This window comes from Flavobacterium sp. xlx-214, assembly GCF_013874595.1.
Classification (GTDB): domain Bacteria; phylum Bacteroidota; class Bacteroidia; order Flavobacteriales; family Flavobacteriaceae; genus Flavobacterium.
Genome location: NZ_CP059431.1, coordinates 2,239,183 through 2,255,696 on the forward strand (window position 1 = coordinate 2,239,183; position 16,514 = coordinate 2,255,696).

General features: G+C 30.9%; 17 protein-coding genes. 10 read left to right on the plus strand and 7 right to left on the minus strand.

What is annotated here, in order from left to right:
• Nucleotides 1–14 precede the first annotated feature (14 nt).
• On the minus strand, nt 15–782 hold the full coding sequence (locus H1R17_RS10450; protein WP_163431040.1) for an MBL fold metallo-hydrolase: 768 nt from the start codon (nt 780–782) through the stop codon (nt 15–17).
• A 74-nt stretch (nt 783–856) separates the two neighbouring features.
• Here H1R17_RS10450 and H1R17_RS10455 point away from each other — a divergent pair, with 74 nt between their 5' ends.
• On the plus strand, nt 857–2,311 hold the full coding sequence (locus tag H1R17_RS10455) for a TonB-dependent receptor (RefSeq protein WP_163431041.1): 1,455 nt from the start codon (nt 857–859) through the stop codon (nt 2,309–2,311).
• 36 nt (nt 2,312–2,347) lie between these two features.
• On the opposite strand, the gene H1R17_RS10460 is transcribed toward H1R17_RS10455, so the two are convergent.
• The gene (locus tag H1R17_RS10460) at nt 2,348–3,514 is read right to left on the minus strand and encodes a carboxypeptidase-like regulatory domain-containing protein (RefSeq protein ID WP_163431042.1); all 1,167 of its coding nucleotides are present in this window, start codon (nt 3,512–3,514) and stop codon (nt 2,348–2,350) included.
• Between the two features lie 104 nt (nt 3,515–3,618).
• Nucleotides 3,619–4,893: a serine hydroxymethyltransferase gene (glyA, locus tag H1R17_RS10465; protein ID WP_163431043.1), complete on the minus strand. Its 1,275-nt coding sequence runs from the start codon at nt 4,891–4,893 to the stop codon at nt 3,619–3,621.
• A gap of 93 nt (nt 4,894–4,986) precedes the next feature.
• Between glyA and fahA the strand changes: the two genes are divergently transcribed.
• The 3 genes from fahA to H1R17_RS10480 all read left to right on the plus strand — a co-directional run bounded on the left by fahA (nt 4,987) and on the right by H1R17_RS10480 (nt 7,817).
• On the plus strand, nt 4,987–6,270 hold the full coding sequence (gene fahA, locus H1R17_RS10470) for a fumarylacetoacetase (protein ID WP_163431044.1): 1,284 nt from the start codon (nt 4,987–4,989) through the stop codon (nt 6,268–6,270).
• An 86-nt stretch (nt 6,271–6,356) separates the two neighbouring features.
• Nucleotides 6,357–7,091, plus strand: a complete 735-nt coding sequence (locus H1R17_RS10475) for a hypothetical protein (protein WP_163431045.1) — start codon at nt 6,357–6,359, stop codon at nt 7,089–7,091.
• Between the two features lie 18 nt (nt 7,092–7,109).
• Nucleotides 7,110–7,817, plus strand: coding sequence for a hypothetical protein (locus tag H1R17_RS10480; protein ID WP_163431046.1), 708 nt, complete (start codon nt 7,110–7,112; stop codon nt 7,815–7,817).
• Nucleotides 7,818–7,961: 144 nt separating this feature from the next.
• On the opposite strand, the gene H1R17_RS10485 is transcribed toward H1R17_RS10480, so the two are convergent.
• From H1R17_RS10485 to rbfA, 3 genes are all read right to left on the minus strand, one after another.
• A complete protein-coding gene (locus tag H1R17_RS10485; RefSeq protein WP_163431047.1) occupies nt 7,962–8,342 on the minus strand; it encodes a hypothetical protein in 381 nt (126 codons plus the stop codon).
• Nucleotides 8,343–8,406: 64 nt separating this feature from the next.
• Nucleotides 8,407–9,609: an FtsX-like permease family protein gene (locus H1R17_RS10490; RefSeq protein ID WP_163431048.1), complete on the minus strand. Its 1,203-nt coding sequence runs from the start codon at nt 9,607–9,609 to the stop codon at nt 8,407–8,409.
• Between the two features lie 6 nt (nt 9,610–9,615).
• On the minus strand, nt 9,616–10,008 hold the full coding sequence (gene rbfA / locus H1R17_RS10495; protein WP_163431049.1) for a 30S ribosome-binding factor RbfA: 393 nt from the start codon (nt 10,006–10,008) through the stop codon (nt 9,616–9,618).
• A 62-nt stretch (nt 10,009–10,070) separates the two neighbouring features.
• Here rbfA and mce point away from each other — a divergent pair, with 62 nt between their 5' ends.
• Entirely contained in the window at nt 10,071–10,472 is a 402-nt protein-coding gene (mce, locus tag H1R17_RS10500; protein WP_163431302.1) for a methylmalonyl-CoA epimerase, read from the plus strand.
• Between the two features lie 173 nt (nt 10,473–10,645).
• Here the strand turns inward: mce and meaB are convergent, their stop codons facing one another.
• Nucleotides 10,646–11,740, minus strand: coding sequence for a methylmalonyl Co-A mutase-associated GTPase MeaB (gene meaB / locus H1R17_RS10505; protein ID WP_163431050.1), 1,095 nt, complete (start codon nt 11,738–11,740; stop codon nt 10,646–10,648).
• 110 nt (nt 11,741–11,850) lie between these two features.
• On the opposite strand from meaB, the gene H1R17_RS10510 reads away from it, so the two are divergent.
• From H1R17_RS10510 to H1R17_RS10530, 5 genes are read left to right on the plus strand one after another with little or no spacing between them, the layout of a single operon-like run.
• Nucleotides 11,851–13,059, plus strand: a complete 1,209-nt coding sequence (locus H1R17_RS10510) for an MFS transporter (RefSeq protein ID WP_163431051.1) — start codon at nt 11,851–11,853, stop codon at nt 13,057–13,059.
• Nucleotides 13,056–14,462, plus strand: coding sequence for an FAD-binding oxidoreductase (locus H1R17_RS10515; protein WP_163431052.1), 1,407 nt, complete (start codon nt 13,056–13,058; stop codon nt 14,460–14,462). The genes H1R17_RS10510 and H1R17_RS10515 overlap by 4 nt, the downstream gene beginning before the upstream one ends.
• 1 nt (nt 14,463) lies before the next feature.
• Entirely contained in the window at nt 14,464–15,021 is a 558-nt protein-coding gene (locus tag H1R17_RS10520; RefSeq protein ID WP_163431053.1) for a pseudouridine synthase, read from the plus strand.
• Nucleotides 15,022–15,074: 53 nt separating this feature from the next.
• Nucleotides 15,075–15,689, plus strand: a complete 615-nt coding sequence (locus H1R17_RS10525) for a DUF5034 domain-containing protein (RefSeq protein ID WP_163431054.1) — start codon at nt 15,075–15,077, stop codon at nt 15,687–15,689.
• A gap of 1 nt (nt 15,690) precedes the next feature.
• Nucleotides 15,691–16,488: a hypothetical protein gene (locus H1R17_RS10530; RefSeq protein ID WP_163431055.1), complete on the plus strand. Its 798-nt coding sequence runs from the start codon at nt 15,691–15,693 to the stop codon at nt 16,486–16,488.
• The last annotated feature ends 26 nt before the right edge of the window (nt 16,489–16,514 follow it).

Here is a 16,514-nt window from a genome sequence, read left to right on the forward strand (position 1 = left end):
GTAAATACGTTTCATTATAATTCTAAAATTAATTCATCATATGCTAAAAAAACATTATCAGGTAATTGTTTTTCAACTTCGTCATGAAAGCCTAATTGAAAACCAATGTGTGTTAAATATGCTTTTTTAGGATTTGTCTTTTTTATATGCTGTAAAGCTTCTTCTAAATTATTATGTGTTGGATGTTCTTGTAATCGAAGCGCATTAATCACCAAAACATCTAAATTTTGTAAATTTTGATAGGTTTCTTCATCCAAAGTTTTAACATCTGTTAAATAGGCAAAATTATCTAATCTATAACCTAAAATGGGCAAAGAACCATGATTTACCAATAAAGGCAAGATGGTTTTATCATTAATATTGATTTCTTGATAAGGTTCTATTTCATTGATTTGAACCGATGGTGCTCCTGGATATCGATGCTCAGTAGCAAAAATATAATCAAATCTATTTTTTAAACTGTTTATTACTCTTTTTTGAGCATAAATAGGCATTGCTTTACTTTCCATAAAACAATAAGGTCTTAAATCGTCTAAACCCGCAGTATGATCGGCGTGTTCATGAGTAAACAAAACAGCATCTAACTTCTGATTATCAATTCTAAGCATTTGCTGTCGAAAATCGGGTCCACAATCAATTAAAAAATGACTACCATTCCATTCAATCAATATAGAAGAGCGCAACCGTTTGTCTTTTGGATTGGTACTTAAGCATACAGGATCTTTAATACCAATAACTGGAATTCCCTGAGATGTGCCTGTACCTAAAAAAAATATTTTCACAAACGATTCTTTTTTTACAAAAATAGCACATTAAATATGAATTTAGTAACTTTATAGGCAAACAAAATACAAGCATGAATAATTTTTTTGCAGATGATTTATCCTTACAAGGAGATAGAATTATTGAGCATAAACCAGCAATTTCGGACAAAACTTTACGAATTAACTTGAATAAGAACATTTATGGTTCTTTTGCAGAAATTGGCGCAGGTCAAGAAACGGCGCGTCATTTTTTTAGAGCAGGTGCAGCTTCAAGAACAATTGCTAAGGCAATGTCTGCTTATGATAAGCAATTTAGTGATGCAATTTATACAGTTGAAACAGACGGACGTTATGTGACCGAAACCCGCTTACATAAAATGTTGAATCATGAAGTGAAGCTTTTGGAAGAGCGATTAAATCATGAAGAAAACCCCGATCGCTTATATTTTAGTTACGCAAATACAGTTACTACAATTGACTTTGCAAAGAAGTTTAAAGGTCATGGTTGGGTTGGAATTCGTTTTCAGAACGCGCCTAAAGGTGCTTTTAATGAAATTATTTTGCACATACAGTTTAAAGAAAATGATGTGTTGTTACAGCAAAGAACCTTAGGTACTTTAGGGGTTAACTTAATTTATGGCGCTTTTTACCAACATCATGATCCTAAAAAACTGATTTATCATTTGTATGATCATTTAGATAAAGATCAGTTAGAAATTGATACCATTAATTTTTCAGGACCTGCATTTAAAGATGTAGATAATCGCTTAATGAGTCTTTTTTTGGTGAAAAATGGTATGGCAGATGCGGTTATGTTTGGCGCTAATGGTCAAAATATTTTACCTGCTAATACGCTTTTTAGAAAAAATGTATTGTTATTGCGTGGTAGTTTTAGACCTGTTACGGTTGTAAATATTGATATGTATCAAAATTCATTGCAGCAGTTTTTAGCAAAAAATGAAACTACAATTGATAAAACGGTCGTTATTTTTGAAATTACTTTGAATAATTTATTAGCTTTAGGTGCTGTTGATGAACAAGATTTTCTTGATAGAGCAGATTTATTATGCGCTTTAGGACATACAGTAATGATATCGAACTTTAAAGAATATTTTAAAGTGATTGATTACATTTCAGAATACTCACAAGAAAAAATAGCTTTAACAATTGGAGTGCCTAGTTTACTTGAGATTTTTGATGCAAAGCATTATGATAATTTAAACGGAGGTTTGTTTGAAGGTTTAGGTAGATTGTTTAAGCATAGTTTAGAAATTTATGTGTATCCTCTTCAAAATGATGAAGGATTTATTGTTACAAGTGCTAATATTCAATTACATGATGAAGCGTTAAAACCTATTTATAACTATTTTAAAACAGAAGGACAAATTGTTGATATTGATAATTTTGATGCTCAAAATCTTCAAGTTTTTTCGCACAAAGTTTTAAATAAGTTACATGCTAAAGATCAAAGTTGGCAAAATGATGTACCTGAAACAGTTGCTACAATTATAAAAGAAAAGCAATTGTTTGGTTTTGAATCATTATAAATATAAAAAGCGACTTACTCAAAGTCGCTTTTTTATTTAATTATTTATTTGTTTCAACATTTGCTCTTCTTTGTATGTTAACGGAACTACATTGAATTTCTCCCAATATTTTGTTTTATAGTTTTTACCTAAAGGAGTCAATTTTTCGTTTGTATAAAATTTTTCGGCTTTAGGTTGTGTCGGGTTTTCTTCAACAGAATCTACTAGTAATTCTACAAAGCCACCTACTTTTGTTAATTGATTTACCACTTCGGATACTCCAAAAATACGATACGATGTATAAGTTAATGCATACTTATCTTTATACAAATTAAAAATGGTGGTTCTGTTATAAAAACTACGCTTAAAACGATGATTGTTTTGTTGTAAATATTCACTATTAGCAACAAAATTAGGATCAATATTTGCTTTAATTTCTCTTATTAAGTAATCATCAGCACCATAAATTACAGTACCACTCATCATGGTTTTTTTTGCTTTGTCAATTGGGTTAAAATGTAAAACATTTAAGGCAACAGCATCAGCAGTTGTTTTTTGTGTTACATATAAATCTAGTTCTTTATTGGTAATAATGCTTTTTACCAAATTAAAATCAAATTCTCTTGAAACTCTCTCTTTTAAATCGCCCCAATAATAATTAACTCTTGTTAACGAATCAAATTTCTTTGCCTCATCATTTTTAAATTTTACACTTCTACTTTCATTCACTACAACATTACTTTTGTTTATCGATTGTAAATAATAATCAATTTCAGCATCTTCGTATTGATACATAGTTCCGTTAATGTACAGTAATTCACGGTAATACGTGTTTAATTTTAAATTCTTGGCAAAACGTTGTTGAGATGTTTTGATGGCTTTTTCAATTTCTTCTTTGATAGATGTTTTGAAAATAACAATTTCTTCTAACGATTCTGTTGATGGTTGAATTTCAATAGTTAACGATTTTGAATCAGACACAGCTATTTCTCTAGAAAAATAATCTAAATGTTTAATAATAAGCTTAGTATCTTGCTGTGGCATGTTAAATTGAAAACGACCTTCGCTATTGGTAACTGTACTTTTACCAGAAATATTTCCAATAACCATTACATATTCTATAGGTTTTTTGGTTTCGGTATCTTTAATAATTCCTTTAACAGTAGTTTGAGCGTAAAGCGCAATGTTTAAAAAAAGTAAACAAATAAGTATTTTGTATTTCATAATGCTGGTTTTATTGGTTGGTTACAAAAATGATAATTTGTTACATTGTAAACAAAAAAAGAGCCACATTTAGTGACTCTTTAACTTTTTATAAAAATAATTTGCTAAAAAACAAACAAAGCACGCTCGCTCATTAAGTCATTTACCTCATTACCAATCTCTTCTAAAACTTCTTCGTTTGTATGATTCATTAAAACACGGTCAATTAAATCAACAATGGTTTCCATATCACTTTCAACCAATCCACGAGTTGTAACGGCTGCAGTACCTACACGGATTCCTGAAGTAACAAACGGAGATTTATCATCAAAAGGAACCATGTTTTTGTTTACTGTAATTTCTGCTTTTACCAAAGCATTTTCAGCATCTTTACCAGAAATGTTTTTGTTGCGTAAATCAATTAACATCATGTGGTTATCAGTTCCACCTGAAATAATATTGTATCCTCTCTTCACAAATGCAGCTGCCATTGCTTGTGCATTTTTTTGAACTTGCAACATATAATGCATAAACTCATCTTGTAAAGCTTCGCCAAAAGCAACTGCTTTAGCAGCAATAATATGCATTAGCGGACCACCTTGATTTCCTGGAAAAACAGCAGAATCTAACAAAGCAGACATCATACGTGTTTCGCCTTTAGGCGTTTTTAAACCAAATGGATTTTCAAAATCTTGCCCCATCATAATCATACCACCTCTTGGACCACGTAATGTTTTATGTGTAGTAGTTGTTACAATATGACAGTGAGGTAGGGGGTCAGACAATAATCCTTTAGCAATTAAACCAGCAGGATGCGAAATATCGGCCATTAACAACGCGCCTACAGAATCAGCAATTTCACGGAAACGTTTAAAATCCATATCACGAGAGTAAGCCGATGCACCTGCAATAATCAATTGTGGTTTTTCGCGTTCTGCAACTTCTTGAATTTTATCGTAATTAATCAATCCAGTAGCTTCATCAACACCATAAAAAACAGGATTGTATAATTTACCAGAGAAATTTACAGGCGAACCATGTGTTAAATGCCCACCGTGCGATAAATCAAAACCTAAAATTTTATCACCTGGCTTTAAAACGGCAGCGTAAACGGCTGTATTTGCTTGTGAACCAGAGTGAGGTTGTACATTTACATAAGCTGCATTAAACAAAGCCTTAGCTCTGTCAATAGCTAATTGTTCTACAATATCTACCACTTCACAACCACCATAGTATCTTTTACCTGGGTATCCTTCTGCGTATTTATTGGTTAAAACCGATCCTGCAGCTTCCATAACTTGGTCGCTTACAAAGTTTTCCGAAGCAATTAATTCCAAACCATGAACTTGTCTGTCTTGCTCATCTAAAATTAAATCAAAGATTTGTTCGTCGCGTTGCATTTTTATTAATTCTTTAAAATGAACTCAAATTTATGAAAAATCATTGTTATATTCGCATAAGTAATCTAATTAGAACAAAATTTAATGAAAACTATGAATATACCTGCTAACAATCCTACTTTAAAGTCGTGGTTAGAAGTACCTAACAACAGCGATTTTCCTATTCAGAACATTCCTTTTGGCGTTTTTTCTGTAGAAGAAGAGGATTTAGTGATTGGAACCAGAATTGGCGATTATGCTATTAGTTTAACAGCTTTAAACGACTTAGGCTTTTTTAAAGATATTGATTTTGATGATAATGTTTTGTATGATGAAACTTTAAACGCTTTTATTTCGGAAGGAAAAGAAGTGTGGAGAGCTATGCGTAACAGAATATCAGAAATTTTTGAAGCAAACAACCCAAAATTACGTGATGATGTAAAATCACGCGAATTGGTTATTTTTAATGTAAACGAAGTTAATGTAGAATTACCTGTTTTTATTGGCGATTATACTGATTTCTTTGCAAGCCGTGAACACGCTACCAATACAGGAACAATGTTTCGCGATCCTGCAAACGCTTTATTACCAAACTGGTTGCATTTACCTGTAGGATATCACGGAAGAAGTTCAACTATTGTTCCATCAGGTGTACCTGTTAATCGTCCGTTAGGACAAACATTACCAAAAGGTGAAAAACAACCTGTTTTTGGTCCTTCAAAACGAGTTGATTTTGAATTAGAAACGGCTTTTATTACAAGCGATGCCAATATTATGGGAGAAAGAGTTTCTGTTGCTGATGCTGAAAATCATATTTTTGGAATGGTTTTATTAAACGATTGGTCTGCACGTGATATTCAAGCATGGGAATATGTGCCACTAGGGCCATTCTTGGCTAAAAACTTTGGATCGTCTATTTCTTGTTGGGTAGTTACTATGGATGCTTTAGAGCCTTTCCGTTGTGAAAGTCCTTCTCAAGAAGATCCTAAACCATTGCCTTATTTACAACAAACAGGAAATAATGCATTTGATATCAACTTAGAAGTAATTATTCAACCAGAAAACGCTGAAGGAAAAGTAGTTACAAAATCAAACTTAAAATACATGTACTGGACAATGAGTCAGCAATTAGCGCATCACACCGTGAATGGTTGTTTGGTAAGTTCGGGTGATTTAATGGGTTCAGGTACTATTTCAGGTCCAACAAAAGATAGTTATGGATCAATGTTAGAATTATCATGGGGTGGACAAAATCCTATTGAAATGGCTGATGGTTCAACTCGTACTTTTATTGAAGATTTTGATACTGTAATTATGAAAGGTTACTGTGAAAAAGATGGAGTACGTATTGGTTTTGGTGAAGTGTCATCTCAATTATTACCAGCAATAGCATTCTAAAAAAAAGATATTTTTCATTTATATTGTTAAAAAACCATTCATATGAATGGTTTTTTTTATTATATTTAACATAAATATTTTGGGGTATGAAAAATGTTACACTTTTATTATTTGCATTGCTGCTTTTTTCTTGTGATGATGAAATTTATCCACCTGCAAAACTAGATGATCCACTATCAGAACAAGAGCAAAAACCTGAAACGCCTCCCGAAGGATTGAAACTGAAAGGCAAAGGTGGATTACTATCTCAAAGTTTCTTTTACAATAAGAACGGTTTTATTGACTCTATTAGTAGTTACCATGGTTGGGGAGATGATTTTACAGAGAAGTTTATTTACAATAACTTAAACCAAATTGTTGAATACCGATATGTTGTAGATGAACCTGGACGACCAGAATATTTCAAGAAGAACACAACTTTTTACACTTACAATACTAAAAATCAAATTATATCTTCTTTAACATACGATAAAAACAATGTAGCTATTGCTTATAAAACATATAATTATACTACAGATGGAGGTTTATTTAGCTCAAACAGAAAGGTTGTTAATGAGAATATAGTTGAAGATTCAAATGGAACGGTTAAATATCAATTTGATGATAAAAGAAATCCTTATTACAATATTTACCCAAAAGCGTATCGCATTCTAAAGTTCATAAATAAAAATAATATTTTAGTTACTGAAAGGCATTATAGTTCAGAAGTTATTACCAATACTCATTCTTTAAAATATAATGCAGACAATTATATTATTTCAGAAGAAATCTCTAATATGCCGTTAGATACTGATGATCGTAGAAGTTTTACTTATTATTAATTGTTTAAAATGGAAATCATGAGAAATATACTACTATTTTTATGTTTATGTTTTATAGCATGTGACGATGAAATTCATCCTTCTAATGATGAGGTAATAATTGCAGAAACTCCACCAGAAGGTATGAAAATTAAACAAAAAGAAGGAAATTCATCGCAAGAATATTTTTATCATAATAATGGGTTTATCGATTCCATATATACTAATAAAGGATACATAGCTACAGAAAAATTTATTTATAATAAGAAGAATCAAATAACCGAAGTTAGAGTTAATTATAGAAATGCTAATGCTAGTGAGTTTACTACAAAAATCACTAATTACACTTACAATGATGCTAATCAAATAATTTTAATGGAAGTTTATGACAAAAACAATGTGTTGATTGATATTAAAAACTATACTTATAATGCAGATGGAACTTTATATAATCCTGTAAAAATAGTAGAAAACGAAAATTTGGTTAAAGAAAATGCACCTGATACTTATATTACTTTTAAATATGATGCTAATCCAAATCCTTATTACAATATTTATCCAAAAGCTTACAAAATTTTAAATTATATTAATAAGAATAATTTAAAATTAAAGACATTAAAAAACTCTTATCAAAATTTGCAATGGTCTCATGAGTTAAGTTATAATGATAATAAATATGTTACTTATGAGATTATTAGAAATTATGAAAATGGATATGAAACAAACAAATTTCACTATTATCCATAATTAAATGTTTTAGAATAACAATGTGATATAAAAAAAACCTCAAATTTATTTTGAGGCTTTTTTTATTATTCTAAAAATTAGAAAACTAATTTAAATAGCACAAAAAGGAAGCCTTAAAAAAAATTACAAAGGTGCCAATTTTAACTAATAAGGATGTTGTGCAAATTGAATAGTGATGATTTCACTGTCAATAAACCCAGCTCTTTTTGCCTGAAATTTAACATTTGCAATTGTTTTGTGTTCATAAACGTTACCATCCATTTTTACACCATCAACATAGTAAGTAACATCATTAATAGGGGTTGTTCCGCTAGTTGTTGTTAATGTTACTTTTTGACCTAATTCAACAAATAAAAGATTTTTTTCTTTTATAAATTTTGCATCAGATGAAATTTTTAACTGAGCTCCTACATTAGGATTAGGATTTGGTGTTGGAGTTTCCATAACAGGTTCATCTTCTGAACAAGAAGTAAAACTAATTGCTGAAAATGTACTTATAGCGATAAAGAACAAAATCTTTTTCATAATAGAAATATTAATGAGGGTTATTTGTGAATAAAATTAAAATAAAGTTATAAAAATACAAAATTTATTTACTTAACAAAATTTTTATTCTACTTGCGGCAATATATGAAGCTATTGTGCCTAAAATAAAAAGAGTAGCTATAACTAAAAATCCATTTTGCCATTTAAAAACAATTGGATAAGGAAAATCTTCAGCTATCGTTATCCATCCAAAATGTTGTTGCAATAAAGTAATGATAATTCCTAAAATTAAACCAATTACAGCACCTCCAAGTGATAATATCAGTCCTTGGTATAAAAATATTCTTTTAAGTTTTTGATGCGTAAAACCTAAAAAAAGCAATGTTTTTATATGTTCTTTCTTTTCTAGGATTATCATGATAATAGATCCTGTTAAACAAAAAAGAGTTACTATAATAATTAATGTAAAGATTAAATAAATGGCTAAACTTTCTGTTTTTAACATTTTATACAGACCTTCATTTAACTGCGATCTGTCTTTTATAATTACATTCTCTCCAAAAATAGATGATAATTCTGAAATTGCTTTGCTTTCAGTAATATCCTTTTTTATTTTGAACTCAATTTTAGAAACTTCGTTGGGTTTAAAACTTAATAAGTTTTGACCCACAGAAAAATTGGTGTAAATATATTTATTGTCTGTATCAACATTATTTAATCGGTACACACCAGAAATATATAAAGGTAGTTTAATATAAGCATCTTCTGGTGTTGTAATTAAGCCTTTTCCTGGTTTCATAGCCAATACTTCTAATAATTTATCATTAGAATACATACCAGCCGATAGTTCATTTGCTAAAATATCACCAATTACAGCATCATTACTGTTCTTTTGCATCCATTTTCCATATGGAATGTGTTGCGATATAGCCACTGTTTTAACATAGTTGCTATCTACAGCTTTTATAAAAGCAACCAATTGTTTATCGCCATAAGTAAAAACAACTCTATCTTCAATGATTTTAGAATATGAAGAGAAAGTAGTGCTGTTTTTTAAAGCTTGTTCATGTTTAGTAGTAAATTCAAAGTTTTTTCCTTTGGTAGGTAATACAACTAAATCGGGGTCAATTACATTACTAAACGATAAAGCAAAATGCTCTAAACCACTAAAAACGGATAAAACTACAAATAACGCCATACTACCTACAATAATTCCTATGGCAGAAATACGCGTAATTATATTTACAGCTTTAGTTTTGCTTTTACTAAAGGCATATCGTTTTGCTATGTAAAAAACACTGTTCAATGAAGCTTATTTTTTCTTTCTACGAGCAAGTAAATCTCTGTTTTCTATTGGATTTTCGTCTCCTTTTAAAGCGGTATCAATCTTTTCAATATAATCTAAGCTATCATCAACATAAAAAATAAGATTAGGTACTTTTCTTAGTTGATTTTTTACTCTTTGCGCTAAATCATGCTTAATTAAAGGCGCGTTTGATTGAATAGCTTTCAACAAATCAGTCGCTTTTTCAGTAGGAAAAATACTTAAATAAACTTTTGCAATAGATAAATCGGTTGTGATATTTACTTTTGATACCGTAATAATTAAGTTAGAAATACCATTTTTACGAATTTCTCCTTGTAAAATATCTACCAAATCGGCCTGTAATAAGGCACCCATTTTCTTTTGTCTGTTTGTTTCCATGGCACAAAAATACAAATATTATGAGAGATATTTTATCTTTGCTGAAATATAAAACAATCATTATGCGAAAAGTTGAACATATAGGAATTGCGGTTCGTAATTTAGAAGAATCTAATATTTTGTTTGAAAAATTATTAGGAATTCCTGCTTACAAAGAAGAAGAAGTACTATCAGAAGGAGTAAAGACGTCTTTTTTTCAAAACGGACCTAATAAAATTGAATTGTTAGAAGCTACTAATGCAGACTCTCCAATTGCTAAATTTTTAGAGAAAAAGGGAGAGGGTATTCATCACATTGCTTTTGATGTAGAAGATATTGTTTCTGAAATAAATCGATTAAAAATGGAAGGATTTACCGTTTTAAATGAAACACCTAAAAAAGGAGCTGATAATAAGTTAGTCGCTTTTTTACATCCAAAAGGAACCAATGGTGTTTTAATTGAATTATGTCAAGAGATAAAATAAAATATGGAACCTGTTTTTCATGATTTTAAAATATTTTTTTAATATACTAGAGTTTTTTTTGAAACGATATATAAAAAAAGTAGTTGAAAAAGTATTATTTATTGTAAATTGTTTTCCAACTACTTTTTTTTAGACTATAAATATTATAAAGTATAATCTTTATTAATGCTAACTTACCTAAGTTTTCTATAAACCTCTAACAACTCATTGGCTGCTGTAAAAGGTGATTTTTCGTTTTCTTGAACAAGTTTTTCTTCTTTTAATAAGGCTTCTGAGATTGTATGGTTTTGATAAAAATTTTGTAGCAATTGTTCGTTTATCGTTTCTTTTAACCAATAAATATTTTGTTGGTGACGATTGTTTTCAAAATAATTATTTGCTTTTGTGAGTTCAAAATACTCTAGTAACAGTTGCCAAATTTCCTTGATTCCTTTATTGTAATAAGCACTAGCCAATAAAACCTTTGGTTTCCAAAGCGAATCTTTTAAAGGAAATAATTGCAAGCCACGGTTTACATCAAGTTTGGCGTTGCGTGCTCTATCTAAATTATCACCATCGGCTTTGTTGATAACCACAGCATCGGCCATTTCCATAATGCCGCGTTTAATTCCTTGCAATTCATCGCCAGCACCAGCCAAATTCAATAGTAAAAAGAAATCAGTCATGCTGTGAACAGCCGTTTCACTTTGTCCAACACCAACCGTTTCAATCAAAATAGTATCAAAACCACATGCTTCGCAAAGAATAATGCTTTCACGCGTTTTTCTAGAAACACCACCTAAACTGTTACCTGAAGCAGAAGGACGAATAAAAGCATGAGGATTTTTAACCAAATCTTCCATACGGGTTTTATCGCCTAAAATACTTCCTTTACTAATAGTACTACTAGGATCAATGGCTAAAACGGCTACTTTTTTACCTACAGATGTTAAGTAAGTTCCAAAAGCTTCAATAAAGGTGCTTTTTCCAACTCCGGGAACTCCCGTAATTCCAATGCGAACCGATTTGTTTGCGTGTGGTAAACAGGTTTGAATAATAGCATGCGCAATTTCTTGATGCTTAACATTGGTACTTTCAATAAGGGTAATTGCTTTGCTGAGCGAAGGAACATCGCCTTGTAAAAGTTTGCTAATTAAATTTTCTACATCTAAAGGTTTTCGACGAAAATTTTGAATGGATTGCACCGATTTTTGATCAACAAAATTAGGTTGTTCAATACCATCCTTTTCGGTTAACGCTTTTTTATAATGCGAATCTTTATTATGCATAGTGTTGGTTTTTAAACAAAATTACAAAATACTTTCATAAAAAGCCTTTAATTAATAATTGCTTTCAATGGGTTTAAGTACCTTTGTTCTTTTTTAAATTTTCAAACAAAATGGCAACAAATAAAGTAATTCCTCAAAAGCCTGTTTATGCTATTTTAATAGCTATTAGTGCCGCCCATTTATTAAACGATTTACTTCAAGCAGTTATACCTGCAATTTACCCTAGGTTAGAACAAAAGTACGATTTAACTTTAGCGCAAGTAGGTATGATTACTTTGTGTTATCAGTTAGCGGCTTCTATTTTTCAGCCAGTTGTAGGGGCTTATACTGATAAACATCCCAAGCCTTATTCACAACTTTTTGGTATGTTGTTTACTATTGCTGGTATTTGTTTATTGGCGTATGCACCTAATTATGAAATAATTTTAGTTTCGGTGGTTTTAGTAGGTATTGGTTCATCCATTTTTCATCCCGAATCTTCTCGTGTAGCATTTATAGCATCTAATGGTCGACGCAGTTTTGCGCAATCGGTTTTTCAAATTGGCGGAAATATGGGAACAGCCCTTGCTCCTTTATTAGTTGCTTGGATAGTTTTACCCAACGGACAACGCTATATTTTATGGTTTGTTTTATTTGCCATTGTAGCGCAAATTGTTTTGGCTTACATAGCAAAATGGTATTCTAACAGCTTAAAAAACACGTTAAAAAATGCGAAGAAAACAATCATGCTGCCCGATTTATCTGATACAAGAATAGCAACATCAGTGGGTATATTGTTGATTCTTATTTTTTCAAAATATTTTTATGTAGCAAGTATTACCAGTTATTTTCAGTTTTATACCATGCATAAATTTGGTTTAAATGAAGTGCAGGCTCAGGTTTATTTGTTTTATTTTTTACTTGCAGTAGCAGTAGGAACATTGTTGGGAGGTATTTTTGGCGATCGATTTGGTAGAAAATATATTATTTGGTTCTCTGTACTTGGCGCAGCACCTTTTACACTAGCTTTACCTTATGTAGATATGCATTTTACAGGAATTTTAATCGTTATCATTGGTTTAATCATATCGTCTGCATTTCCTTCTATTTTGGTGTATGCTCAAGAATTATTGCCCAAAAAGATAGGAATGGTTTCGGGCTTGTTTTATGGTTTTGCCTTTGGTATGGGAGGTGTAGGTTCAGCTGTTTTAGGTTGGTGGGCCGATGCTACTTCTATTGAATACATCTATCATGTATGTTCATATTTACCTTTAATAGGTATTATTGCTTACTTTTTGCCTGATATGAAAAAAATTAAATACAAAAGTTTAGAAGCATGATTACAGACATCATAAAAAATAAATTAATTGAAATTGTTGGTAGCAATTATGTTTTTCAAGACAGTGAAACTTTAACCGAATATGGTAAAGATCATACTGAAGATTTTGCTTTTCCACCAAGTATTCTTGTAAAACCTGCCTCTACTGAGGAGATTAGCAAGGTAATGAAAATGGCTTTTGAGTATCAAATTCCTGTTGTTCCTATTGGTGCGCGTACTGGTTTAAGTGGTGGAATTTTAGCCATTCACAAAGGCATCGGTTTATCATTGGAACGATTAAGTTCTATTGAAAAAATCGACGAGCAAAATCTGCAAGTTATTACACAACCAGGTGTTATTACAGAAGTTTTACAACAAGCAGTTGCAGAGAAAGGTCTTTTTTATCCTGTAGATCCAAGTAGTAAAGGAAGCTGTTTTATTGGCGGAAATGTTTCTGAAAATGCAGGTGGCGCACGTGCTGTAAAATATGGTGTTACCAAAGATTATGTACTTAATTTAGAAGTTGTTTTACCCAATGGTTCTATAATTTGGACAGGTGCCAATACGCTAAAAAATGCAACAGGTTATAATTTAACGCAGTTAATGGTGGGCAGCGAAGGTACATTAGGCATTGTAACCAAAATAGTATTAAAACTTATTCCATTATCGCAGCAGAATGTATTAATGTTGGTTCCGTTTTTTGATATGAATCAGGCAGCAGAAGCAGTTGCTCAAATATTTAAAACAGGTATTATTCCAAGCGCTTTAGAGTTTATGGAGCGCGATGCAATTGATTGGACCATGAAATTTACCGATGTTCCCAATCTCAATTTAAAAGAAGGAATTCAAGCTCATTTATTGATTGAAGTGGATGGAAATTATGCGGATGTCTTAATGCTCGAAGCTGAAAAAATACTGCAAGTTGTAGAACAATATGAAATTGATGAGGTTTTGTTTGCTGATACAACCGATCAAAAAAATGCGCTTTGGAAATTACGCAGAAATGTAGCCGAAGCTGTAAAACAAAATACCGTTTATAAAGAAGAAGATACCGTGGTTCCAAGGTTTGAATTGCCTAATTTATTAAAAGGAATTAAGGAAATTGGAGCCAAATATGGTTTTAAAAGCATTTGCTACGGACATGCAGGCGATGGAAATTTACATGTAAATATTGTAAAATTGGATATGACCGAAGAAAATTGGAAAACACAAGTTCCTAAAGGCATTAAAGAAATTTTTGAACTTACTAAAAGCTTAAACGGAACCATTTCGGGCGAACACGGCATAGGATATGTTCAAAAAGAATACCTTCCAATTGTATTTAATGAAACGGAACTTGGCTTGATGTTTCAAATTAAAAAGGTTTTCGATCCAAAAAATATTATGAATCCAGGTAAAATTTTCCCGTCGTCTTATCAATATTAAAATGAATCATCAGCATTTTCTGCTTTACAAACCAGCAGGTTACATTTCACAATTCATCTACGAAAAAAAGAGAACTAAGAAAAAACTAGGCGAATTATACAATTTTCCCGAAGGAACTATGGCAATTGGTCGATTAGATGAAAATTCTGAAGGTTTGCTTATGCTTACAACCGATGGCAAAATAAGCGAAGAAATTAGAGGTGCGCATTATGAAAAGCAATATTTTGTACAGGTTGATGGTATTATAAGTGATGAAGCAATTGAAAAATTGCAAAAAGGAGTAGAAATTGGAGTTAAAGGTACACGGTTAGTAACAAAACCTTGCACAGCATCAAAAATAGAACAGCCAACCAATATTGGGGAAGGATATCGCATCAGAAGTGAACGCCATGGTCCTACAAGCTGGTTAACTATTACCTTAACTCAAGGAAAATTTAGGCAAGTACGTAAAATGACAGCGGCGGTTGGTTTTCCTACTTTACGATTAATTCGGGTTAGGATAGGAAATTGGAAACTAGATGGTTTAAAAGTGGGCGAAGTTGTAAAAATAGAGTTGTAGTACACCATTTTGAATTATTTTCTTTATCTTTCCCTTACCAAATAACTTATGAAATGAAAAGAAAATATGCTGTTTTTTTAATACTGCTAGGTTTGCCTCTTTTAGATATTTTTTACGCTTGTTGTAATTGTGAAGAGGGAACAGAAGAAAAGTTCTACATAAATTCAGGCTTTTCACTTGTAAATTTAGACAATAGTGGTGAAAATCCTTTAGAAATTACAGATGTAAGTATTAATAAAAATGCTTATGGAATGCGTTTAAAGGTAGAAAGAGAAGTAATTACGTTTAAAAATAAACAAGAAAATTTGTTTTCTTTTACACCTACTGCTTATGCCTTTTCTTGTGACTGTCCTCCTACAGTTACGTACGAACCGCAATATAAAGCACAAGCTATTAAAATTGTAACTTTGAATGATTTTAATGCTGAAAAACCGGCAAATAGCGATGTTACCGAATATTTTAAAACATCCAAAAGTTACTTAAGTGTAAACGAGACGGTAAAGCGATTAAATAATTATTTTGGTTATACTCCTTCAAAAACAGAAACAATTGATTATCTGTTAATGGTACCACCTACGAATGTTAATACTGAACATCAATTTAAAGTAATTATTTTGTTTGAAAACAAACCAAATGTTGAATTACTTACAACTGTAAATTTGAAATAAAATGAAGAATGCTTATATATTAATAGGATTATTGGGTTCTACATTATTTTCAACCAACATATATAGTCAAGAGGAAAGTTTATATATTTCTAAGTTTCAAATAAAAATAGAGACCGGTTTAAACAATATGGTTACTAATATGAACCAGAATAAGATAACAGATAATTTTATCGAGTATAGTAGCGAAAATAAAGTAATACCTTCGCTGTCGGCTATTTGGTTTATCAAAAAACGTTTTGGTGTTGAAGCAGATTTAAAGTTTGTGTATTTTAACAATAGTAAAAATGCATTAAATAACTTTACTAAAGCAGCAAGTAATGAATACAGTGAAAACTACTTTGTAAAGGCGTCAACACCTGTGTCAAATAATTTTATACCTGTTGTATCTTTTGGTTTGGTTTATAGAGTAGAAACAGAACATTTTTATTTTTATCCTAAACTTTCACTAGGTATTACTTCTTTTTATTCAAACTGGGGGGACATTGATTTAAAAGAGAAAAACTCAAACTATGAATATACAGTTGCTTTTAGACAAGGTAAAAGAGCTAATGATAATTTTACAATAATTCCTGCTGTTTCAATGGGGTATAAGTTAACCAATCGTTTTGGTGTAGATTTAAATGTAAAAGCATCATATTTTAAATCAAATTTTACTTACGAAAAAAAAATTACCAACTTATATACCAAAGAAGAGCAAGTTGAAAAAATTCCTTATAAATTAAATGTTTTTGAAACGTATTTTTCTGTAGGAATATCTTATGTACTTGTAAAAAGAAAACCTAAAGATAATACTAAATAAATCTCTTTTTAAGTAAGGTATTCACT

Coding starts and splice junctions, on each gene's coding strand:
- mce (WP_163431302.1), top strand. CDS start 10,071: ATGCGAAAAGTTGAACATATAGGAATTGCGGTTCGTAATTTAGAAGAA.
- H1R17_RS10475 (WP_163431045.1), top strand. CDS start 6,357: ATGAAAAATGTTACACTTTTATTATTTGCATTGCTGCTTTTTTCTTGT.
- H1R17_RS10455 (WP_163431041.1), top strand. CDS start 857: ATGAATAATTTTTTTGCAGATGATTTATCCTTACAAGGAGATAGAATT.
- H1R17_RS10485 (WP_163431047.1), bottom strand. CDS start 8,342: ATGAAAAAGATTTTGTTCTTTATCGCTATAAGTACATTTTCAGCAATT.
- H1R17_RS10515 (WP_163431052.1), top strand. CDS start 13,056: ATGATTACAGACATCATAAAAAATAAATTAATTGAAATTGTTGGTAGC.
- rbfA (WP_163431049.1), bottom strand. CDS start 10,008: ATGGAAACAAACAGACAAAAGAAAATGGGTGCCTTATTACAGGCCGAT.
- H1R17_RS10525 (WP_163431054.1), top strand. CDS start 15,075: ATGAAAAGAAAATATGCTGTTTTTTTAATACTGCTAGGTTTGCCTCTT.
- meaB (WP_163431050.1), bottom strand. CDS start 11,740: ATGCATAATAAAGATTCGCATTATAAAAAAGCGTTAACCGAAAAGGAT.
- H1R17_RS10530 (WP_163431055.1), top strand. CDS start 15,691: ATGAAGAATGCTTATATATTAATAGGATTATTGGGTTCTACATTATTT.
- glyA (WP_163431043.1), bottom strand. CDS start 4,893: ATGCAACGCGACGAACAAATCTTTGATTTAATTTTAGATGAGCAAGAC.
- H1R17_RS10460 (WP_163431042.1), bottom strand. CDS start 3,514: ATGAAATACAAAATACTTATTTGTTTACTTTTTTTAAACATTGCGCTT.
- fahA (WP_163431044.1), top strand. CDS start 4,987: ATGAATATACCTGCTAACAATCCTACTTTAAAGTCGTGGTTAGAAGTA.
- H1R17_RS10480 (WP_163431046.1), top strand. CDS start 7,110: ATGAGAAATATACTACTATTTTTATGTTTATGTTTTATAGCATGTGAC.
- H1R17_RS10520 (WP_163431053.1), top strand. CDS start 14,464: ATGAATCATCAGCATTTTCTGCTTTACAAACCAGCAGGTTACATTTCA.
- H1R17_RS10510 (WP_163431051.1), top strand. CDS start 11,851: ATGGCAACAAATAAAGTAATTCCTCAAAAGCCTGTTTATGCTATTTTA.